The 23,456-nt window shown below is 35.6% G+C and carries 16 protein-coding genes and 1 tRNA gene; 10 read left to right on the top strand and 7 right to left on the bottom strand.

What is annotated here, in order from left to right; genetic code table 11:
• Positions 1-51: 51 nt before the first annotated feature.
• The 4 genes from CG11_RS14685 (at position 52) to CG11_RS14670 (ending at position 3,044) form a co-directional block, all read left to right on the top strand.
• Positions 52-516: a DUF6438 domain-containing protein gene (locus CG11_RS14685; RefSeq protein ID WP_052597508.1), complete on the top strand. Its 465-nt coding sequence runs from the start codon at positions 52-54 to the stop codon at positions 514-516.
• Positions 517-664: 148 nt separating this feature from the next.
• Positions 665-735 (top strand) — tRNA-Cys (locus CG11_RS14680).
• Between the two features lie 255 nt (positions 736-990).
• On the top strand, positions 991-1,908 hold the full coding sequence (locus CG11_RS14675; RefSeq protein ID WP_072010999.1) for an ion transporter: 918 nt from the start codon (positions 991-993) through the stop codon (positions 1,906-1,908).
• A gap of 272 nt (positions 1,909-2,180) precedes the next feature.
• Positions 2,181-3,044: a hypothetical protein gene (locus tag CG11_RS14670; RefSeq protein WP_052597503.1), complete on the top strand. Its 864-nt coding sequence runs from the start codon at positions 2,181-2,183 to the stop codon at positions 3,042-3,044.
• On the opposite strand, the gene CG11_RS14665 is transcribed toward CG11_RS14670, so the two are convergent.
• On the bottom strand, positions 3,034-4,371 hold the full coding sequence (locus tag CG11_RS14665; protein WP_052597501.1) for a polysaccharide deacetylase family protein: 1,338 nt from the start codon (positions 4,369-4,371) through the stop codon (positions 3,034-3,036). The two genes, CG11_RS14670 and CG11_RS14665, sit on opposite strands and share 11 nt — an antisense overlap.
• 226 nt (positions 4,372-4,597) lie before the next feature.
• On the opposite strand from CG11_RS14665, the gene efp reads away from it, so the two are divergent.
• From efp to CG11_RS14640, 5 genes are all read left to right on the top strand, one after another.
• On the top strand, positions 4,598-5,164 hold the full coding sequence (efp, locus tag CG11_RS14660) for an elongation factor P (RefSeq protein WP_052597499.1): 567 nt from the start codon (positions 4,598-4,600) through the stop codon (positions 5,162-5,164).
• A gap of 69 nt (positions 5,165-5,233) precedes the next feature.
• Complete coding sequence (gene accB, locus CG11_RS14655) at positions 5,234-5,743, top strand: acetyl-CoA carboxylase biotin carboxyl carrier protein (RefSeq protein ID WP_052597497.1); 510 nt, start codon at positions 5,234-5,236, stop codon at positions 5,741-5,743.
• Between the two features lie 120 nt (positions 5,744-5,863).
• A complete protein-coding gene (accC, locus tag CG11_RS14650) occupies positions 5,864-7,222 on the top strand; it encodes an acetyl-CoA carboxylase biotin carboxylase subunit (protein ID WP_052597494.1) in 1,359 nt (452 codons plus the stop codon).
• Positions 7,223-7,437: 215 nt separating this feature from the next.
• Positions 7,438-10,362: a CHAT domain-containing tetratricopeptide repeat protein gene (locus tag CG11_RS14645; RefSeq protein ID WP_197043856.1), complete on the top strand. Its 2,925-nt coding sequence runs from the start codon at positions 7,438-7,440 to the stop codon at positions 10,360-10,362.
• 479 nt (positions 10,363-10,841) lie between these two features.
• Positions 10,842-14,921 carry a hybrid sensor histidine kinase/response regulator transcription factor gene (locus CG11_RS14640; protein ID WP_052597490.1) on the top strand — a complete coding sequence of 1,360 codons (4,080 nt, stop codon included), beginning with the start codon at positions 10,842-10,844 and terminating at the stop codon, positions 14,919-14,921.
• Here the strand turns inward: CG11_RS14640 and CG11_RS14635 are convergent.
• Together CG11_RS14635 and CG11_RS14630 are read right to left on the bottom strand one after the other, a co-directional pair.
• The gene (locus tag CG11_RS14635) at positions 14,918-15,502 is read right to left on the bottom strand and encodes a Crp/Fnr family transcriptional regulator (protein ID WP_052597488.1); all 585 of its coding nucleotides are present in this window, start codon (positions 15,500-15,502) and stop codon (positions 14,918-14,920) included. The two genes, CG11_RS14640 and CG11_RS14635, sit on opposite strands and share 4 nt — an antisense overlap.
• 78 nt (positions 15,503-15,580) lie before the next feature.
• Positions 15,581-16,099: a hypothetical protein gene (locus CG11_RS14630; protein WP_231512803.1), complete on the bottom strand. Its 519-nt coding sequence runs from the start codon at positions 16,097-16,099 to the stop codon at positions 15,581-15,583.
• Between the two features lie 365 nt (positions 16,100-16,464).
• Here CG11_RS14630 and CG11_RS14625 point away from each other — a divergent pair, with 365 nt between their 5' ends.
• Positions 16,465-17,217 carry a glycosyltransferase family 2 protein gene (locus CG11_RS14625; protein WP_052597484.1) on the top strand — a complete coding sequence of 251 codons (753 nt, stop codon included), beginning with the start codon at positions 16,465-16,467 and terminating at the stop codon, positions 17,215-17,217.
• Between the two features lie 15 nt (positions 17,218-17,232).
• On the opposite strand, the gene CG11_RS14620 is transcribed toward CG11_RS14625, so the two are convergent.
• From CG11_RS14620 to ruvC, 4 genes are all read right to left on the bottom strand, one after another.
• Positions 17,233-18,138 (bottom strand): GDP-L-fucose synthase, encoded by a 906-nt coding sequence (locus tag CG11_RS14620; protein ID WP_052597482.1) that lies wholly within the window; start codon positions 18,136-18,138, stop codon positions 17,233-17,235.
• A gap of 613 nt (positions 18,139-18,751) precedes the next feature.
• On the bottom strand, positions 18,752-19,351 hold the full coding sequence (locus tag CG11_RS14615) for an NUMOD4 domain-containing protein (protein ID WP_052597479.1): 600 nt from the start codon (positions 19,349-19,351) through the stop codon (positions 18,752-18,754).
• A 361-nt stretch (positions 19,352-19,712) separates the two neighbouring features.
• Positions 19,713-22,253, bottom strand: a complete 2,541-nt coding sequence (dnaB, locus tag CG11_RS14610) for a replicative DNA helicase (protein ID WP_052597477.1) — start codon at positions 22,251-22,253, stop codon at positions 19,713-19,715.
• Between the two features lie 518 nt (positions 22,254-22,771).
• Positions 22,772-23,338 (bottom strand): crossover junction endodeoxyribonuclease RuvC, encoded by a 567-nt coding sequence (gene ruvC, locus CG11_RS14605; RefSeq protein ID WP_052597475.1) that lies wholly within the window; start codon positions 23,336-23,338, stop codon positions 22,772-22,774.
• Between the last annotated feature and the right edge of the window lie 118 nt (positions 23,339-23,456).

Below are 23,456 nucleotides of genomic sequence, written 5' to 3'. Positions count from 1 at the left end.
TCGATGGTTGTATGAATGAGTTTTTGTTAAAAAATAAAGTATATCTGATATATGAGAATCGTATTTTTTTTATCTTTTTTTCTATTAATGACGTTAACTGCTATTGCTCAAAATGTAGATGAATCGTTGTTGATAGCTTCTTTAGAAAGAACAACTTGTTATGGAAAGTGCCCTTATTATGAGGCAAAGGTATATTCTAATGGTATTGTCACGTATAAAGGGCGAAAAAATGTAGCGAATATTGGACTGTATCAGGGAAGAATTTCTGCCAAACAAATTCGTCAATTGTTAGACAAAGCAAAATCTATAGGGTACATTCATTTGGAAAATAAATATCCTATCAAAGGGCTTGGAATTATTGACTTCCCTGTATGTATAACAAGTGTTCGTGATGGCGATCAGAAAAAAATGATTTATAATCGGAACGATTCTCCACAAAGATTGGTTGAATACCAAGACTTCTTTGATGAATTGATCGAAGAAATAGAATGGACAAAAGTAGAGGATTATAAATAGAAACATTCTACTAAAAAAAAAATATTTTTTTTAAAGCTCTGGAAATGAGTTGTATAAAAAATAAATGCAAAATTACTTTAAAAAAAGTCATCAAAAAACTTGTACTTTTATAAAAAGAAGGTATATTTGCATTCCATCAAGGAACGATGGTCGGGTGGCCGAGCGGCTAGGCTGGGCTCTGCAAAAGCTCCTACAGCGGTTCGAATCCGCTTCCGACCTCTACTAAAAATCCTGCAAACTTAAAAGTTTGTGGGATTTTTCTCTTTTAAAGAAACTCGTCTTTTTACTTAGATTTTATCTCCTTTCTTCTTGCTTAAAAGGATGTTTATACCTATACTTGTGAGCAAAATAATGAAAATAGACCAATTCAACATTTTAGATAGCCCAATTTTAGTTATATAGATATTTTGATGCATGTGTGACTAAATTTTTATTAGGCAGAATGCCTTCTAAAAAACGGGGTGAAGATTGAAAATGAGAAAAAATAGATCAAAATATAGGCTTATAGCGCGGCGGATTGTAGACAGCAAATGGTTTACATTAGGAATTATGTTTCTCATTATCCTAAACGGATTATTGATTGGAGTTCAAACTTATGACAATGCCCCCGATTCTATTCGAGTGATTCAGTTGTCCATTTTATTTGTTTTCTTTTTGGAAATCATTATTCGTTGGACTGGACGAAGAACAACAGAGGAGTATATTGGAGATTGGTGGAACTGGTTTGATATCTTTATATTAATGTTGGGCGTTATTCCTGAAGTAGCCGATATTTTACTCGAAAACAGTAGTGCAGAGCAACAAAATATCATGTCGACACTGCGAATACTAAGGGTTGTCCAATTGACACGCTCTATTCGCGCTATTGGAGAACTTCAGTTGCTAATTGGTGTCTTGATAAAGTCGATACGATCCTTATCGTATATCGCTGTTCTTTTCTTGCTAATCATGTATATTTATGCGATCATAGGAGTTACTTTATTTAAAAATCCCGATTATGCTAATTCGGAGCATATCAAATTGACATCTAGTAATCCTGACCCTTACGGTGATTTAGGAGAAGCATTTTTTACGTTGTTTAGAATTTTAACGGGGGAGGACTGGACCGATTTGAGATACAACTTATTATCAGGGAAAGAAGTGACTGGAAGTGTACCTGTCGCATCGAATACGGTGATTACTTTTTATCATGTTTCTTGGATGATTATAGCAGCTTATTTGCTTATTAACTTGGTAATTGGCGCTATTGTAAACAATTTCCAAATTGTTTTGGAATCACAAAAAGAAGCCGAAGATAAATTAGTAAATTCCAAAGGAAAACCTTTAGCGAGTGGTGACGGTGATCGCCCCGATGATGATAGTAGACGTCCTATTAAGAGACCTAAGGTTTAGATTCAACTTCAAATAGAAAATTGAATTTGTCCTTGCAATTCCTATAATCATTACTCCATTGAAACCACGCAGTAGCAGCGCAGCTAACTAAAAGCAAAGCGCTCACGCAGTAAATCGTATTAGTTTATTACATGAGTGCTTCGCAGTTGATTATCAGTAAAATGAACTTTTTGTTGATCTTTGCAATAAAAGGCTGATAATCAAGCTGAAAAATCAACGGAGTATTAATAATATCAATACAGCTTCTTAACGATTAAAAATTCATAGAGTTCATGATAGAACTAACCTACAAAGCTATTCAGCCTTATATTGTCGCAGAAGTACAACAGGGAGAAATGATGTACTGTCGATTTTTAATAGAGGAGCGAGAGTTTGAAGCCGATGCAACGATAGAAAAAATAGAGGATGCTAGTGGCTTAGGGATTATTGTTAAGAATCCCAATAAGATGCGCTCCATGTTGTTGAGGGCTCTAAACAAAGGGGTTAGACGAAAAGAAACGGCTACAGAAAATACGCCACCAGTTTATTTTGCCAAAAAGGAATTGGAAGCGGCTGTCGTTCGTGCTTTTGAATCTATTTTAGATGAGATTGTTTATATTGAAACAACAGGAAAATGGCGTTTGGCAACTCATTTTTCAGAATTTGAAGTCTATATTCGACAACACCCATTGACAGAGAATTATGATAAAAAAATTATGTCTCGAATGTTGGTCGAGATGGCTCGTGCGGATGGTCGGATAGAGCAAGAAGAACGCTTGTTTTTTAGCCATTTTTTGAATAATGAAATGGGAAAACTAAGTGATTTAATTACTGCTCCTTATTTAACAAAGTCGGATTGCCAAAAAGTAAGCTTGCATGGTCGTTTGACGATTTTTGTTATTGTAGCTGCGGTCGCTTTGACTGACAACCAATTTCAAATAGAGGAGCAAGAGAAGTTAAGTCGTTTTGCAGAAATATTTGAATTGACTGCTGAGCAAGAAAAGGAGTTGTTTCGGATGGCACAGGATTATACCTTAGAAATTAAGTTAAAGGTAACGGGCAAAGCTCTTAGTATAGAAGCTTTGCACGAATTTGCAGACAAAATAGCTATGGAATGCCAGCGTGCCGAACAAATACAAGCCAAATTTAAAGCTTAGTGACTGCTTCTTGCAAAATTGCTTCATAAACAGCTCGCCATCCTTTCCATTGAGCTTGTTCACAGAAAGAGTTATTGTGCCAAATACTAATTAAATGCCCTTCTACTTGCTTGGTTTGCTCAATAATCTGATGAGCTTGTTTAATAGCTTCTTTGGGAGTAAGGTTTAGATACGTATTTAAGGTAACATCCATCAACTGAAATGGAAAAACTTGGAGCTCGGTACATTCTTCTGTTTCCAAATTATACCAATAAAATGGATGGGCTATACTAGCTCTAAAACCTAGCTGTTGGGCATAACCCATGGTATAATCTTCCTGAATTCCTAATTGGGCAAGTTCAGAATATGTTTTAGGGAATTGCAACATTAAAAAATGCTGCCTACTTTTTTGTATGGATTGTTGCGTAATGTCTCGTAAACGATAAAGCTCTTTTTTCGTAATGGCTTGATTTCGATTAGATCCAAAAGAGGGGTGTATTCCTATTGGATGTGTTTGGCTTTTGGTCTGAATCAGCTCTCGAAAATGTTTATTACTATGATGAATGTTTTTATCATAAGTCCCATAATCCCCTACCAACCAAAAATAGATGGGATGGATTTGATAGGTTGAATCTAAACTGTCTAAATAATCAAATGTATAATAAGGGTCCTTTTGCAATCGTAACCAAGTCTTGATTTGTGCTAGAAGAGTCGTGCGGTCTAAACGCAAGAGGTTTTTGGCAAAAGCTGCTCCTTGTCGAAGCCAACCTTTGTTTAAAAAAGCATAGGCATAATCAATATCGTAAGTAGGCGTGTATTGATAAGAAGGGGAATGGTATTCGAGGTAAGGATAGTGTTGTTGTAACAATCTTTTAATTCTTTGAGCCCAAAGATTGACCAAGGGTTGTTGCAAAAATCCATGTTTATAAGCTTGGCTGTTATTGGCTGAAAAACGCCCAAACTGATCGGCATCAAAAGGTAGGTACTCTTCGTAACGACTGACAAGATAAAAACTAAGGGCAAATGGGTCAAAAGGAAAAATAGCCTGTTGATTATGAAGGGTAGAAGGGTGAAAAAATGCAGCCATTAAGTTTTTATGCTCTTTAAAATCAAGATGAATAGCTCGTATTCCCGTTTCAAATAAAAAAGAATGTGGAGAAAACTGCAACACATCTTCAATAAAGTGATTGCTATAATTGATTTTGGCGACTTCTTTTGTTTGGTTAAAAGCATAAAGATCAGTGCTAAGGCTTACCTTAGGAATACCTAAAATTTGATTGAATATTAAGTCAAAAATATAAGAAATCCTAGGGTTTAGAGTAGGGGTATAGATGAAAATTTCATTCATTTTTTGGATTTGATATTTGTGTTTAAGTAGTTGTTATTTAGTTGTTTATGTGTTTTTGTTGTAAGGAGGGAGGTAATTCTACCTTAGATATGCGTACCAAATAATTGCTTTTTGTAATAGAAGCCTTATATTTGTTTCAAATTTCTTTTATCTTTCTGGTATTAGAAATGGGTAAAATTGACTTTTTTAAGTCCAAATTACAAAATTTAATACAAAAAAAATACTAGTGGCTACAACATCAGATATTCGCAAAGGAATGTGTCTTGAACACAACGGGCAGACATATATCATCGTGGAGTTTCAACATGTGAAACCTGGTAAAGGAAACGCATTTGTACGCACGAAACTAAAGAACTTAACAAATGGAAAAGTAGTAGATCACACTTTTCCTGCAGGACACAAGATTGAAGATGTGCGCGTGGAGCGTCGTCAATATCAATATTTGTATGATGATGAGGAGCGTCTGTACTTCATGAACAACGAAACATTCAACCAGATTGATGTCATGAAAGAAATGGTAGACAATCTTCAATTTTTGAAGGAAGGTATGGACGTAGAAGTATTGTTCCATGCAGAAAAAGAAATTCCATTGGCTTGTAGTTTGCCACAATATATTATCTTAGAGGTAACAGAGGTAGAACCAGGAGCAAAAGGGAATACAGCAACCAATACCTTAACACCTGCTATTGTTGAAACTGGAGCGGAAGTACGTGTTCCTTTATTTATTAAGCAAGGAGATTTGATTCGTATTGAGTCTGAAACAGGCGCTTATATGGAGCGTATGAAAAAATAACCTTGTGGTTAAAAGACTTAAAAGACTATAGAAACTTAATATTTTATACCTAATAAAAACGAACTTATTATGGAGTTTGAGAAAATCAAAGAACTCATTAAGTTGATTCAGAAAAGTAAAATCAGCGAATTTAAATATGAAGACGAGGCTTCTAAAATTAGTATTCGTACTAAAAACTATTCTGCTCAGAAAGAGGTTATTGTACAGCCTTCTGTTATGCCAGGAATGCAAGTACCAAGTGTTGCTGCTACGCCTGTAGCTCCTGCTGCTAACAATGATAATGCTGCCACTCCTGCCGCTACCAAAGAAAGTGCACCAGCAGCAGAAGAATCAAATAATTATATTGAAATTAAATCGCCAATGGTAGGTACTTTCTACCGCTCTGCATCACCAGAAAAACCAGCGTTTGTAAAAGTTGGAGATTCTATTGGTGGTGATGATACGGTTTGTTTGATTGAGGCTATGAAATTGTTTAATGAGGTTAAAGCAGAAGTTGAAGGTCGTATTGTGAAAGTAATGGTAGAGGATGCTAGCCCTGTTGAATATGGACAAGTATTGTTCTTAGTTGAGCCAGCTTAATATTAGATAACGTCGTGTAGATGGACTGTTTTGTAAGCTTTATTGTATAAGCAATAAAGATAAATAAGTGCTATCTACAAGGGATGAATTCTATTAAAGTCCTAATCAAAAACAAATAATATGTTCAAGAAAATATTAATTGCCAATCGAGGCGAGATAGCTTTGCGTGTTATTAGAACATGTAAAGAAATGGGCATCAAAACTGTTGCTATTTATTCAACAGCAGATGCTGACAGTCTACATGTGCGCTTCGCTGATGAAGCAGTTTGTGTAGGACCTCCAGCAAGTAATTTGTCGTACTTAAACATTCCTAATATTATGGCTGCGGTAGAAATTACCAATGCCGATGCCGTGCATCCTGGATATGGATTCTTGGCAGAGAATGCTGAGTTTGCTGAAATTTGTGCGCAAAGTGAAGTGAAATTTATCGGTCCAGATCCTGACCATATTCGCAAAATGGGAGATAAAATTACCGCTAAGGAGACAATGGTAAAAGCAGGCGTGCCTGTTATTCCTGGTTCTGATGGCTTGGTAAAAAATCTGGATGATGCCAAAACCATTGCTCAAGAAGTTGGGTACCCAATCATGCTTAAAGCTACCGCTGGTGGTGGTGGTAAAGGAATGCGTTTGGTTTGGAATGAAGACGAGTTAGAGTCTAATTTGACTGCTGCTCAAAATGAGGCTAGAGCTTCTTTTGGTAACGACGGTATGTATATCGAGAAGTTTGTAGAAGAGCCACGTCACATTGAAGTGCAAATTGCTGGTGATCAATATGGTGAAGTTTGTCACCTTTCAGAGCGTGAATGTTCTATCCAACGTCGCCACCAAAAATTATTGGAAGAATCACCTTCTCCTTATTTGACAGATGAATTGCGTGAAAAAATGGGAGCTGCTGCGGTTGCTGCTGGTAAAGCAATCAACTATGAGGGAGTAGGTACTGTAGAATTCTTGGTGGACAAACATCACAACTTCTACTTTATGGAAATGAATACTCGTATTCAGGTAGAACATACTGTAACGGAAGAAGTGATTGATTATGATTTGATCCGTGAGCAAATTAAAATTGCTGCTGGTGAGAAAATTTCAGGTGAAAATTATTATCCAACGATGCACGCAATTGAGTGCCGTATCAATGCAGAAGATCCTTTCATGAACTTCCGTCCTTGTCCAGGAAAAATTACATCTTTCCACAGTTCTAAAGGACACGGGATTCGTGTAGATACACACGTATATGCAGGATATACGATTTCTCCTTATTATGATTCTATGATTGCAAAGTTGATTTGTAAAGCTAGAACAAGAGAGGAATGTATTAGCAAAATGCGTCGTGCCTTGGATGAATTTATTGTAGAGGGAATTAAAACGACAGTTCCTTTCCATCGTATGTTGATGGATAATGAGAACTTTATCTCTGGTAACTTTACAACCAAATTCATTGACTCGATGGATTTAGATAAGTTAAAACCAAAAGAAAGTTAAGTGCTTTTTTTTGAAAATATAGTGGAGTCTAGCCATATTGGTTAGACTCTTTTTATTTTTATAGGGAGTATTTGGGTTTGATACGCTGATATTGAAAAGAAATAGGGAAGTGAGGATAGTGGTGAGCACTTGTCGTTCGTTTGATTATGATAACATACACCAATATCAAATTCTATGGATCAAATTATTGGTACCGCATTTGTAACACCTTTTGTATGATGAACTATTTTTTATACTTCTGCTTTTTTATTGGATTACTTCCCTCTTTTTTGTTGGCACAAGAAAACCCCAAACTAGCTATAGCCAAGCTAGATAGTCTCGGTGTATTAGCTTATTATCAAGAAGATTTTAGGCAAGCCACTCATTTTTGGGAACAAATGAAAACAACTATAGAAACGCATGGCTTAGAGGAAGCATATTTAGGAGAACTCCAATATCTTGCTGCGTTGTATTTAGAAACCGAGCAATATACCTCCGCAGAACGCTTGTATTTAAAGTTGCTTGAATTGCAAAAGGCTTCCAATCAGGTTGAACATCTCTTTTATATTCAATGTATCGGTCAGTTAGGGTATTGTTACTATGGAATGGGGCGTTATGAAGCGGCAGAAGTATCTTATTTAGAAGCATTAAAAATCGCTCGTTCTATATTGGAAGACGAGGCACCTACCTATTCGAGTCTACTCAATAACTTGGCATTATTATACAATACGCTAGGAAAATATGAAGAGGCGGAACAACTCTATTTGGAAGTTCTAGAAATTGATAAAAAAAGTAATAGTACGCATTATTATGCAACAAGTCTCAATAATTTGGCGGTTTTGTATCAGGATATGGGGCATTATGAAAAAGCTGAAAAACTATACTTGGAGTCACAAAAACTTAGAGAAAAAATATACGGAACGAATCATGTAAATTACGCTTTAGGATTAAATAATATAGGTAATTTATATGCTGCTATGAATCAGTTTTTTCAAGCCGAAACCTATTATCAACAAGCTCGGAAGATATTAGATGCCCATAGTCCTTATTATATTTATAATCTAAATGCTTCCGCCCAATTGCACTTTAAACAAAAAAACTATGAAAAAGCAGCATCGTTGTGGCAACAAGCATTAACAAGTAGCCAAAAGGGACTAGGAGAAAAGCACCCTTCTACGGCTCAATATTGGGACCAACTAGCTAGGTTGTATTTAGAGCAGGGAAGTGAAGAAAAGGCTTTAATATATTGCAGAAAAGCGATTCTAGCGAATATTCCTAATTTGGAAGATGCGGAATTTACAGATTGGCAACAATTGGATACCATAACTTATTTTAGTAACGAGCGTGCAAGAACATCTTTGTTGACTTTGTTAGAAATATTTGAGCAAATCTGCAAGGAAACAATACTCCAAAAGAAGTGGGAAGAATTTTTTACCATTAGTATGGTTGTTATGCATCTGAATGAACGAATTAGAAACGATTTTACTAGTAATGCGAATAAACTAAGAATTTTAGAAAGCAATGTAAAAAGTCTAGGATGTGGAATTCATGCGGCTGTTTTTTTAGGCGGCAATTCGTATTATAAAAAAGCGTTTGCATTTGCAGAACAAAACAAATCCATTTTATTAATGGAAGCCTTAAAAGGTCAGCAAACTCGTGTTTTGGGAAATTTGCCCGATTCTTTGGTCTGGTTAGAGTCTAGTTTACAACGACAACGGGAGCAATTGTTTCAAAAAAAGCTCTTGGCGACAACTTTGGTTGAAAAACAGAAATTGACAGAGCAGCTCAATAAACTGAATATAAAAATTGAACGCTTTGTGGCAAAGATACGGCATCATTACCCTCAATACCACCAACTAAAATACAATAGCTTAACCGCTAGTGTAGAAGAAATACAGGCTCTATTAGAACCACAAGCTTTGTTATTGGAATATTTCATCTTGGAAGACTCTACCTATCTTTTTGCCATTTCTAAAAATAAGATAGAAGTGATTAATATCTCTTGTGCAGAACACAAATTATCAGAGTATATTCGGAGCTTGCGATTGTCTTTGAGCGACTATGACTTACTTGATAAAGCACCTAGGGAGGCTTATCTACTTTATATCAAATCGGCAGAATGGCTGTATCAAACGTTATTAAAACAAGTATTAGATAACAACAAGGATATTAAGGATTTGATTGTGGTGACAGATGGGGAGTTGGGACACATTCCTTTTGAGGTATTACTATCTCAGCCTGGTCCACAAAATGGCGTCAATTATAGCGCGTTGAAATATTTGGTAAGGGATTATAATATTAGTTATAGTTATTCCGCTAGTCTTTGGGTCGAAAATTTGAAACAGTCTGCTAGTATTGCTCGCGCTGGTGTTGAACAACAAGTATTGGCTTTTGCTGCCAGTTACCCCAAGCCGCAGCACAGTTTGTATAGTTTACGTTCAGAAAATGTTTGTGCTATTCGAAGTGTTTTAGAAGATTTGCCAGCTGCAACGAAGGAAGTCAAAGGTTTGTCTAAGATGTTTTATGGAGAATTTTTGACGGGAGAACAGGCAAGTGAAACAAATTTTAAAAAATTAGCAGCTCAGTATAGTGTGATTCATTTAGCAATGCACGGAGTATCAAACGAAGCAGAACCAATTTTATCAGCTTTGGCCTTTTCAGAGGATTATCAAGCAACGGAAGATAATTTTTTGCAAGCGTATGAAGTCGCACAGTTGCCCCTCAATGCCAATCTTGTCGTTCTATCTGCTTGCGAAACAGGATACGGAAAATTTCAACAAGGGGAAGGAATCATCTCATTAGCTCGTTCGTTTATGTATGCAGGTGCTCCTTCTTTGGTCGTGAGTTTGTGGCAGGTTAACGATCAAGCCACAGTTATTATTATGCGTTTGTTTTATCAGAATTTAGCAGAAGGAATGACGAAATCGGAAGCACTTCGTTATGCAAAATTGAACTATTTAGAGTTGTTTGACGGCATGGCAGTCCATCCTGCACTTTGGTCTGCATTTATACAAATAGGAGATAGCCATGCGATAAAATTGGAAACGAAAAAACAGTGGTACTGGTGGTTGGTGGCTGGCACAGTCGGTGTACTTATACTAGTTCTAGGTTACAGTCAATACAAGAAGAAGCAAAACGAATCTTTAGATATAACCGAATAAGCACATACTTTTCCCAAAGTATCTTTTTTACTAAAAGCCTTTGCATCCTTTTCTTAGGAAGAATTTTTCCTGAATTTTCTTTATTTTTAAGTATTGTCTTACCCTGTCTCTAAGGATATTGTGTGAATTGATACAGTTCTTTTTTTTAATCGCTAGTTTTATATTAAATTGTGTTTATAAGTCCGTTGAGTTTTTTTTGCTTCAAAAATACTCGTTTTAGTCGTCCACTAAAGCTCCGTTTTTTGAACGATTACTTACTTATTTCAGAAAAATTCCCCTTTTAAAATAACGATTATCACCAATGATTTTATAAGAAGTAAGCTATTTTGATTAATTCTTTTATCCAAGAAGTGAAAACAAGCATCTGAGGAGAGATGGTTTCTCTTTTGATGATGCTGATAAAGAGAAAAAGGCTACAGCCAATCCTTATTATTATAGAAACGACGTTTCGTGATAATTGTTAATAGCAACAAATATTTATGCATCCCATTAAACTACATTTATTTTATTATATATTCCTACTCCTTTTTTTGAACGGTTTTGCTGCAAAGGGGCAGTCGTATTTGGTACAAACAGAACAATTATCAATAGAAGATGGTTTGTCCAATCGTTTTGTTCGTTCTATTCTTCAAGATACAAAGGGGTTTATGTGGTTTGCTACCAAGAACGGTCTAAACCGTTACGATGGCTATACCTTTGATGTGTTTACAGAAAAAAACACCAATCTACAAAGCAGTTTTATTGATAAAATCTTTGAGGATGCTGATAGTAATCTTTGGATAGGACATGCTGTTAACGATGGAGCAACAGAGAGGTTTTCAGCTATCGATATCATGGATATCAATACTTTTGAGATAAAACCTTTGGAAAAACACCTAGCAGATGAACTGCCTTGCCAAATTCAAGACATTTATAAGATCTATAGTATCTCTGAAAATAAGAATTTGTATATAACGACTCAAAAGGGAGCGATTTATATTTATAAGGGCAACAAAAAATTTGAATTGTATTATAAACACCCAAAAGCATCTACAATACGTGCTTTTTTTTGGGGAACGTTGTACAATTGGGTAGTTTGTGAAAATACATTAATGGCACTAGACAAACAGGGGCAGGTTGTGTATCAAAAGGATATAAAAATAGATGCTCTTTATCGATGCAGTTTTATGGGGGAGGAGAGTCCGTATACAATTCGTCTAGAGACGAATGATAAATTTCATGCTTATGATAATTACTATTGGAATGTAAAAAAAGATTCATTGGTAATCAACAAGCCTTTTGATTTTTTAGGAAAGACGATTCCTATGGAAGTAAATGCCGGATTTGAGCACCGTCCTAAAACCAATTGTTTGGTGTATCAAGATAGAAAATCTGTGTGCATTTTTGCCCCCAACCAAAAAGTGATCTATAGCCAATCCTTTTTCAAAGGAAGACGTTTTGTAAGAACCGTATATGTTGACCGCCAAGAAAATGTTTGGATTGGGGTACTTGCACAGGGGCTAGTAAAGGTCAGTTACCAAAAAAATCGATTTGAACCATATTTGGTTGATACGTCTGCACGTTCTGTTATTGAACTATATCAAGATAGTGTTTTGTTGTTGAATAGTTATGGGGGGCAATATGCGTATCATTTGTTTACACAAGAAAAAAAATTATTGGATACATTGGCTTATTTGGATGCTCAAAAAAGTCAAGATGGGCGTTTTATTTGGTTGAGTTCTCCTGGATTGCATGTCAAGCGATTAGAACGAATGCCTCCTTTTAAGGAACAATTTTTCTTTTACAAGAAAAAAGACCAGAACAAAAAGGAGCAGCAAACGGGAATGCGTTTGTCCGCAGCTTGGTCTATTTATGAGGATGAAAAAGGACGCGTATGGGTAGGGACTGTGAATGGATTGAGTTATATTCAACAAGGAGAAGATTCTATTTCTGTATTTGATAATTATGGCGATTATCCAGAATTAGCAGGTGCTATTGTTAATTCTCTGCATGGCAACAAACATGGTGTTTGGTTGGGGACTTCTCAAGGACTCTATTTGATGAATTTAAAAATGGAGGTAATTCAACGTTACAGCAAGGAAATGAAGGCGCCTTATAAGTTGCCGTACAACCATATCTATCATATTCATGAAGATAAGAAGGGGATTTTGTGGCTATCGACCAAAGGAGGCGGAGTAATTCGTTATCATATAAAAACAGGAACGTTTAAGCAATTTACAACCGAAAATGGTCTATCTCACAATGTCGTAAATGCTATTTTAGAAGATGATTATGGCTATTTTTGGATGAGTAGCGATTACGGCTTGATGCGTTTAAACCCTAAAAATGATATCATTAATACCTATCTAACAGAAGATGGTATTTTGCATACAGAGTTTAATCGAAAATCAGCATACAAAGCTTCTACGGGAAAGCTTTATTTTGGGGGCTTGTCGGGAATTATGGGGCTTGATCCTGCTGATTTTTTAGAAGAAAAACTACAAGATGTACCACTTCATCTTGTCCAATTTCAATATTTTAATGGCAAAGAGGGAGCCTTGATTGATGCGACCGAAGAAGTCGTAAAACAGGGAAAGATTGTATTGGATTATACGGATCGTTTTTTTACGGTAGAATTAGCATTGCTAGACTACAAAGCTTCCAACAAACGACAATATGCCTACAAAATAGAGGGGTTGGAAAAAGATTGGAATTTTACAACTAATAATTCTATTCGAGTCAATAGCTTAGCAGCAGGGAACTACACCTTATTGGTAAAAGGAGAGGGTAGCAATGGTTTGTGGTCAACAGAGCCATTAAAAATTCCTATTATTGTAAAGCAACCGTTTTACCTAACTTGGCAATTTTTGCTTTTTATTGCTATTTTGCTTTTTGTAGTGGTGTTATTATACTCTAGGTGGCGGGTGCAGCGTTTGTACCGTGTCAAGATGCACTTAGAACAAGAAGTCTCCAAGCGGACACAAAAGATAGAGCAACAGGCAAATGAACTAAGGGAGTTGGACAATGTAAAGTCTCGATTTTTTGCCAATATTTCGCATGAATTGAGAACGCCTTTAACATTGATGTTGGGACCAATTGGGGCGATTTTAGAAAAGCACTATGGAGAAAAGTTCGAAGATATTGAACAGGTACTAGAATTGGTCAAACGAAATGGTATTCAATTGCAAGGACTCATTGAAGAAATTCTTATTTTATCAAAGCTAGAGGCGCAGAGTGTTGAAATAGAAGAAAATGAGCTGCAACTCATTCCTTTTCTCAAACGTTTGTTTTTTGCATTTGAGGCACAAGCAAATCTACAAGGATTGGATTGGTATTTTAATAGTGCTATATCAGAGGATTTATATGTCGTATTGGATGCTAGTAAAATTGAAAAAATTCTAAATAACTTATTGTCGAATGCGTTGAAGCATACTCCAAGAGGAGGGAAGGTTGAGCTTAAAGTAACTAATAAATGGATGGATAATAAAGCATTGATGCTTTTGATAGAAGTTATCGATTCAGGAACAGGAATTCATCCAGATGATTTGCCTCATTTGTTTGATCGGTTTTATCAATCCAAACAAAAGGAAGCGATTGTTCAAGGTGGAACTGGGATAGGCTTGGCTTTGACCAAAGAATTGGTGCAGTTGCTAAAAGGTAGGATAGAGGTACATAGTGAATGGACAAAAGGTGCTAGTTTTTTGGTAACGATCCCTTCTACTAAAGTGGAGCATCCTGTACAAGAATGGGTATCAGAGCCTGAAAAAGAGGCGTCTGTTCCAATTGTTACTTCGACTATTTCTAAATCTACGACAACTATTTTGATTGTTGAGGATAACAACGATATGCGGAGTTTTCTGGCAGATATATTACAAGAATATCAGATTATAACTGCCGAGAATGGTCGTATTGGTTGGGATATTTTATCCAAACAAGCGCATCAAATTGATCTAATTCTTTCCGATGTCATGATGCCAGAAATGGACGGTTTTGAATTATTGCAAAAGGTCAAATCACATACTGAATGGCAACAATTACCTATGATTATGTTGACAGCAAGAGCAACCGAGCAAGATAAGTTGTTTGCACTTAGAATAGGAGTAGATGATTATTTGCAAAAGCCTTTTTCTCGTCAAGAGTTGCTTATCCGTATTCAAAATTTATTACAAAACTATGCGCAACGCAAAGCTTGGCAACTGGAAGCAGCTAAAGAGGAAGAAACAAGCCCCAAACTGTCAGTTAATGATTCTAAAGTAGGAGGAGATAAGTGGATGGAAAACTTAGAAGCCATTGCAAAAAGAGAGGTTGGAAATACACAGTTTACGATTACTAGTCTAGCCTATGACTTAAATCTTAGCGAACGACAATTGCGTCGTAAAATAAAAACCAAAACGGGCTTGACTCCCAATCAATATTTTAGGGTTGTGAAATTGGAAAAGGCTAGAGAGTACCTAGAGAATAGACATTATGAAACTGTTTCGGAAATTGCTTATAAGATAGGGTTTTCGAATGTGCACTATTTTTCTAAAATTTATCAAGAGCAGTATGGAAAGAAACCTAGTGAATATTTGAAACATTAGTTATTTTGTTGTAGCTTTTTTCGCAACCGACTCAAAGATTCAGGGGCAATACCTAGGTAAGATGCTATGTGGTGATGGGCAATTCTATTGGTAATCTGCGGGTACTTTTCTAATAACTCTACGTAACGTTCCGTAGCAGTTTTGTGCTGCAAATCATAGATGCGAGTTTTAGCGAGCACGTACATTTGTTCTATCAGCAAACGCCCTAGCCGTTCAAAAACAGGTTTTTCTTCATATAACTTTTGTAAATGGTCATAATGCAAGACCAACAGCGTGCTATCTTCTAAGGCTTGTATCGTTTCTATAGAAGGAACTTGATCAATAAAACTATGATAAGCTGATAGCACAGGGTTGCGTCGTTCAAAAGAAAAGTATGAAACCATTTCTTTTCCATTTACTGTAGAAAAAATTCTAAGTACCCCTGTCTGTACAAAGCCAATATATTGACAAATAGCACCTTCTTGTACCCAATATTCACCTTTTTTTAACGAGATTGTTTGGGCATTGGACAAAGCTCTATCCCAGTCTTTGGGTGACAAATGAGCAAATTGTGCTACTAATTTTTGTAGTCTAGGGAGCATTGTATGGTGTAAGTTATAAATGTCTGTTCTATACGATTGTTTATAACAATTCTCAAAAGGCAAACTTGTATAGAATGTTTAGATAATGGAAAGAAAAATAATTAAGGCAACTAAAACGAAGAAGCCAACGACAAGCACCATATAGTTGGTATTACTTTTATAAATTTCATACATAATGACAAGCAAATCTGTCCACTCCATTCTTCGAGCTAGGGATTCGGTTGCAACAAAAAAGTACTTTGAACGATTGCCTTTAGAGGTGTGGTCACCGTGTTTTTTTAAAATAAAGAAACTTTCGTTGAGAAATACTCGTTCGTATAATTCGTGGCGTCCAGCAAATTTAATTACTAATCCCCCCAAGGTATATTCCCAACTACCTGTAGAAATATCTCCATCTAAAATGCGTAGATAACTACCATTATCTTCAAAAATATGTAAAATAGCTTCCTGAAAATGCACGTCATCTCGAACTTCCATCCAACGTCTATTGACATAAAATTCTTGCTCGTACAAATCTTCGCTAAAACGAGCCAGATATCTCATTAAGAAGTCAATTCCTTCATCCAATGATTTGAATGTGGGAAGCTCCTCGTTCATTGAATTAAATATCTTATTAAAAATATTCATCTAGTGTTTTAGATATATTGTTCTGAGTAATAGTTATCTAATTGTTTGCTTGAGAAATTAACAAACGATGTTACAAATAAACCTTAAATATAGTAAAATTCCTATGAGTAAGTAGGAGGTTATAATTAGTTTAATGAATTTCTCCTAAAATAATACCTGTTAATGATACTTATGGAACTACTTTAAAGATGCTCTATAAGTTATTAAAAGTAAATTTTTATAAAAAAAAGTCCTACTTTTGACAAATACTTCAGATTACCATAACTTGCGTTTTGCCTTTGCTTAAAGAAGTCATTAGACCGAAACAAAACGCTAAACAATATTAGTTCTATCCAATGAATCAATCATTTCCCAAAGTCTCTATTATTACAATCTGTTATAATGCTGCTGAAACCATCGAAAAAACGCTTAAAAGCGTTGTAGCACAGGATTATCCGAATATAGAATATTTAATCATAGATGGAAAGTCCAAAGACAACACTTTAGAGATCGTATCGAAGTATAAAGATCAAATTGCACTTATACTAAGCGAACCAGACAAAGGAATTTATGATGCTATGAATAAAGGCATGGAAAAGGCAACAGGGGATTATATTTGGTATATGCATGCTGATGACCAAATTTATGCCCCAGATACGCTAAGTATTATCATGAAAAATCACCAATACGAGGATTTTATTTATGGCAAAGCTCTATTGATTGATGAGAAAGGAAATGAACGTAGTTTGGAGACTAGAAAGCCCCATCCTAAGGATAAAGACTTATCGTGGAAAACGATGAAACAGGGGATGGCGATCAGCCATCAATCCATGCTTGTCAAGCGTTCTATTGCTCCGAAGTACGATTTGCAGTATCGTTATGTTGCAGATTTTGACTGGTTAATACGAGTCTTAAAAGCATCTCAAACGGTTCGGGATACAGGAACCTATTGGTGTCGTTTTGCTGAGGGAGGCATCTCCACTCAACATAGGAATGCATCTTTGAAAGAACGATTTGCAATTCTTCAAAAACATTTTGGACTCGTTTCAACACTGTGGCAACACGCTTGGATAGTTGTCAAAGCTCTAAAACGAGGTTCTATTCGTTAAGGTCTAACAGGGCTTTTATTTTCGAACGTTTGGATAGTTGTTTTCAAACCATTCTACCGTTTTCTTTAAACCTTCATAGAGGGGTGTGAATTGAAAGTCTGGTAAATAGCTGCGTAATTTAGAATTGTCGCTTGGTTTGCGAAATTGCCCATCAGGTTTGTCACTCAACCAAATAAGTTTGCCTTTGAATCTCAGAAGTTCGGCAATCATTTCTACCAACGTTTTGATACTCACTTCTTCTGAAGTAGAAAAGATAATAGGCTCGGATTCTTCGTATTTTTCCAGTGCCCATTCGGATAGTTGAGCGACATCTTCAGAGTAGATAAATTCTCTCAGAGGTTTGCCTGATCCCCAAACTTCCAAATCCTTGCCTTGTTCTCTAGCTAAAAAGCAACGATGTATGAGCGAAGGAACAACATGACCATTTTCTAGATCAAATAAATCTTTGGGACCATAGATATTGGTAGGAATGACTGAAACGTAATTTAGTCCATATTGTTCTCGGTATGCCCTAATTTGAACATCTGTCATTCGTTTGGCATAGGCATAAGCATCGTTGGAAATATGAGGTGGTCCTTGATGAATTTTTTCTTCAGAAAGCGGATATTCTACGGTATCAGGAAATATACAAGTAGACAAAAATGCGACAAGACGTTCTACTCCATGTAAACGAGCTGCCTCAATAATATGCGTATTCATTAGAATGTTTTCTCTAAAAAAATCACCTTTATAGTGCATATTTCCCCAAACACCACCAACTTTTGCCGCACAATGAATGACTTCTTTCGGCTTATGCATTTCAAAAAAATCATTGACAGCATTCCAATCTGTCAAATTACAATCTTTACGACCAATTTTTAAATCTGCATGAATTGCTGAACCAACCATTCCTGTACCACCTGTTACTAATCTATTTGCCATGTTACCGTGTAATTTATACTAAGTGAGAACTCAGACACCAATACAAAATATAATTTAAACTAATTCTGCTTTCTTACTTAAGACTATTATTATTCTTAATACTCCGTTGATAGACCAGTGAGGGTTTATCTTTTTGATAATCAAATAAATATATTTTAGATGCGCTGTTGTTGTGCGGTTTCAATGGAGTAATCTATTCTAGAATAGAACAAAAATAAGATAAAATGTGAATTCAACTTATTAAAGTTCTAATTTTATAAATACTGTTAGAAGGAGATGGTATTGATAGTACAAAAAAAACAAGCTACCTTAAAAAAGAAAGCTTGTTTCATACACCTTTAAAACTTAGCATAATTAAAAAGGTAATGTGACTTTAAAAGTAAGATTAAAATTCATTTACTTCATCGGCAGTGGTGTTTTGTTTTGTAATTGAACTTTAATGCATTTTTTATTTTAAATGTTACCTATTTTTTGAAATAAAAAATGGCAACTTTGGTTAGTGTAATGATAGTAGAATTAGTGAAATGTGTTAAGGCTTTACTAATAGTTGTTTATCAATGATGTTGAAGACAAAGCATCCCACTAATTAATTTTAGGATATTGGCGAACACGTTTAGGAGGAAGTAGAACTTTTATTATCATCGTCATCTAAAGTAATGTAGCCCCAATCAATACCCTTCTCAATCTTTCTGAGTTGAGCCATTGTAATATTGAAGTTTTTAGCCAAAATTTGTTTTTTGGTTTTTCCCTCTTTGAGACGTTGTTTTAGCAGACGAACTCTCGTCGGGTTCATTTTATTCAATGGAGAAGGTTTTCTATTCTTAGGATCATAAACGCCATTTTTAATCTGAAAATCTGTCATTTCTCGCTGCGACATCCATTTCAAATTTTGGTAATGGTTGTTTAAATTATCTTGGTCCAAATGAACTACAAATTTTTGATTTTCATTGTCTTTAGGACAAAACTCCTCTGCTACCAGTTTGTGAATATAGCACCCTTGTGTTGAGTCACCTTCTAGCCTTAAATTTAAAAGCATAAAACCTTGAACGGTTTTTGAACCTTTCAAAAGTTGCTCCTTTTTTGTGACTTTGTCTATACTTTTAACTCGACCATAATCGGAAAAGTAGTAATCTTTTTGTTTGGTGGGAACTCTAGTTTTTACTTTCGCCCAACGCTCGTTCCAGAAGCTCTTGATAGTATTAGTAGTTTCCATGTGTGTATAATATTTTAATCATTGACATGCATAGTTAGGTGGTATGAATTATATAATACAAATTATAATTCATTCCCTGTCAACTAGCTGTGCAACTATTGTTGTTGCCGAATGAAGAGTCTTTGCATAAGACTCTTGTTTTATATTCTTACGGTGTATCTGCTAAGGTTCTAAAGGTTACATTAGAAGGAATAGATACGGATAAGTGATTGTATTATAATTAACAAGGAATCTAAATTAATGTTGACTGTAAAAAAAAGTTTTTTTCAAAAAAAAATGTTAACTTTTTGTTATTGTTCTCATAAGTAAAAGAAAAACGATAAATTTTCCTTAGAGAAAAATACCAAGGCTTGCGTATAGGCTAGAATGGAACATCATCAATCCCATTATTGTTTTCATTAGCTTCATTCATCTTAGACGAAAAAGTTTCTCCGCTTAATTCGTTGTTAGCTTGATCAAAGAAACTTGAATCATCCAAACCAGTAAAGGCATCATCATCTAAATTTGAGAATTTTGCATATTGCCCATCCCACTTAAGGCGAACAGAATCCAACGCTCCGTTACGGTGTTTAGCGACAATAATTTCTCCAATACCTTTGAGCGAATTCCCTTCTTCATCTTCTAAAATTTGATAATACTCTGGACGATAAATAAAGGATACAATATCTGCATCTTGCTCGATGGCTCCAGACTCCCTCAAATCCGATAATTGAGGACGTTTAGACCCTCCACGAGTTTCTACAGCACGAGACAATTGAGAAAGTGCAATAACAGGAACATTTAACTCTTTTGCCAATCCTTTTAAACCACGAGAAATCATCGAAATCTCTTGTTCTCGATTGCCTTTATTATCGCCACCACCAGTCATCAATTGTAGGTAGTCAATAATAACCATCTGAATGTCGTGTTGCATTTTTAAACGGCGGCACTTAGCGCGTAGTTCAAAGATACTAATACCAGGTGTATCATCAATATACAATGGAACATTACTTAGTTTATCGACTTGAGCATGTAGTTGTTGCCATTCGTAGTCTTCCAATTGTCCTTTACGTAATTTTTCAGAAGCAATTTCTGTTTCCATAGAAATTAAACGATTGACCAACTGCAATGAAGACATCTCTAAAGAGAAAAAGGCAACTCCTTTGTTGAACTCAATAGCAGCATTTCTAGCGACAGCCATTGTAAAAGAAGTATTGTGTGTCACAGTCATATCCTCTAATAAAAACAGGTGGTTTTTATCTAGAGTAAAACCATAATAATCGTCTACTATGTCTTCTTCAACTCGAATATCCGTTAAGCGCCAATCTTTTTGATAAGCACGAACTTCGGCTTGGTTGTTGATCCTTACAGGAATATTGGCAATGTTACCACGAATAGAAAGGGTATAAGTAGCAAGGCTAGATGATGAGGTTTGGGATTTTTCGGTGCTTACCAATGAGGTTCTAAATCCTAGAGAATCACATAAAAACTTAAGTTGTTCAGCGATAGATAGCTCTGTTATGGCAATTTCATAGCAATCGGATGCAGCGATATAACGCCCACTACTATCAATGAACCCTGCCAATAAATCCAAACGCTTGTTTGAGGAGTTGATAAGATATTCTGTCGGAATATGTTTGTTTTTAATTAAGTTCAATTGCTGTAAATCATTCATCAAACTATAACCACTAGATATTTGAGAGTGCTCAACAGTAGACTGAGAAATATTTTCTCTTAACTGTCTGGTTTCAATTGACAAGTTTTGTTGTGTCGCAAATTGACGAATATAACGAACCGCTTTTTGGTTTTGTGTTTTATATGATGCATGATTAGCTGTACCTGTACCAAGACCTAACCACAAACCAATGAAATAAGAAGGCAATGAGGTTGTTTGTGCTTGAAAATCAACAGGAACTTTATATCCTTTGAAATTAGATTTAAAAGAATCCGATTTGCCAAGCCAGTCTTTAACAGAAATATTTAAGACCTCTCCTTTGGCATAAGAATCATAAGTAGCACTAGATTTTAGTGACAAGACATGACTTTCATTGACTCTGTAAGGAATGCCTTCATTTTGATAAATCCAGTACATTTTTTCTTTGCCACGAGCAATAGACGCAACTGTTCGAGGCGTGGAATCATCTCCCATCAATAAATCTCCAACTTGGATATTTTCGACTTTTTCAAGTTGTCCATCATATTTGAGCACTTTCGTGCCTTTGCCCAAACACTTTCCCATACCTGGTCGAGCTGCAATAATAATTAAATCAGAAGGCTGCCAACCCGATGTCAATTTATCCAAATTGACAAAACCTGTAGGAACCCCTGTTAAGCCCTCTTCTTTTCCACTCATTTCCTCCAGCTGTTTAACAGCCATATTGACCAATGTACTCATACCCAACGAGCCACGGCTTAGGTTCTGTTCTGTGATGTTGAATAAATTTTGCTCTGCGCTATCGAGCAAGTCAAAAACATCTACCGTATCTTCATAAGCAGCTCGGATGGTTTCGGTAGAACTTCTGATTAGTTCTCTCTGAATAAATTTTTGAGCTATGATTCGGGCATGGAATTCAATGTTAGCAGACGAAGCGACACGATTGGTCAATTCTACTAATTGATAAGGTCCTCCGACCATTTCCAGTTTCCCCATTTTCTTCAACTCCTCTGTCACTGTTAACAAGTCAATAGGATGGCTTTTTTCAAAGAGTACACAGATAGCTTTATAAATATGCTGATGAGCTTCCCTATAAAAAGAAGCAGGACGTAAAATATCAATAATCAAAGCAACGGCATCTTTATCAAGCATTAATGCACCAAGTACCGCCTCTTCTAAGTTAATAGCTTGAGGTTGCACCTTCCCGTGCTCAGAGAAAGCATCTTTCTTTTTAGTAAATTTTTTTGTGAAATTTTTATTCTCGTCCATTATATCCTTGTAATCTATACTGGTTAGTTGATGTTAGAGTTGATGTTGTAAATGCTACAAAATCATTTTTTTAATTCTAATGTTTTTTTAATCGTAGTCTGCCCAAAGGAGTCCGTCAACTTAGTTATTAATTTAAGGCAAGTTGCCTTTTTTAGTTTATAAGAAATTGAAAAACTAAGTTGATGTCTTTACAAAAAAGGTTGTTTACTTCGTGAGCGTTTTGCTTTTAGTTAGCTACGTTGCTAGCGTGGTTTATATAATTTTTTCTGAACGATTACTTAAACATGAAATGATTCGTAAATACTTCTTAAGAGTAAGCCTACAAAAATACGCTTTATTTTTAGCAAGGACAAAAAAGTGCTTAGATAGATTCTATCTTTTTTGTGAATAATGTGTCAAAAAAATCTTTCTGTTTTTGAGATTTTTGCTTGTTAATAATAAGCTTTTTATTCTTCAAAGCAGTATGAATAGGCAGTTATAAAAGTAGAAGAGGGTATGCCATTCAATAGGCAAAACGACTAAAATTTTGCTCTTTTATTAGGGTTATCTTTTAAAAAACTACCCCAGTCGTTGTATTTTTTTTGCCCTAAAGCCATTCCTTGAGTTTGGATGTGATGACAAAAAGCAACCCCTAGGGCATCCGTAGCATCCAAGAGGTCTGTTTTAATATCTCCATCTACGACGTGTGGCAACATTCTAGCAATCTGTTCTTTGGAGGCATTTCCATTACCTGTAACAGCTTTTTTTATGCTACGAGGAGAATATTCTTCAACGGGAATGCCTTTCTGAGCAATGGCTACCATAGCAACTCCTTGAGCTCTACCTAGTTTTAGCATAGATTGCACGTTTTTACCATAAAAAGGAGCTTCGATGCCTGCATCTGTAGGTTGGTAAAGTTGGATAAGTTTTTGAAGTTCTGTAAAAATATGTGCTAACTTTTGACCATGATTGTCATATTTAGCCATACTGAGGGTGCCCATTGTAATAATGCGCGGCTTTTTTTTGTTAATAACTTGTATAAAGGCATAGCCCAAGACATTGCTACCAGGGTCTATGCCCAATATGATTTTTGGTTTTATGCTCATACGTTTAGTTCGTTATTTGCTAATTGGTAAAAGACAAAGATACAAACAAGTTTAAAAAACAAAGCGAAAAACAAATTGTTTCTTTTTTTGAGACACAAAATTAGAAGCTTACGATCTT

This window comes from Aureispira sp. CCB-QB1 (assembly GCF_000724545.1).
Taxonomy (GTDB): Bacteria; Bacteroidota; Bacteroidia; order Chitinophagales; family Saprospiraceae; genus Aureispira.
The sequence above is the reverse complement of the archived record's forward strand: the minus strand, read 5'-3'. Positions and strand labels throughout refer to the sequence as shown.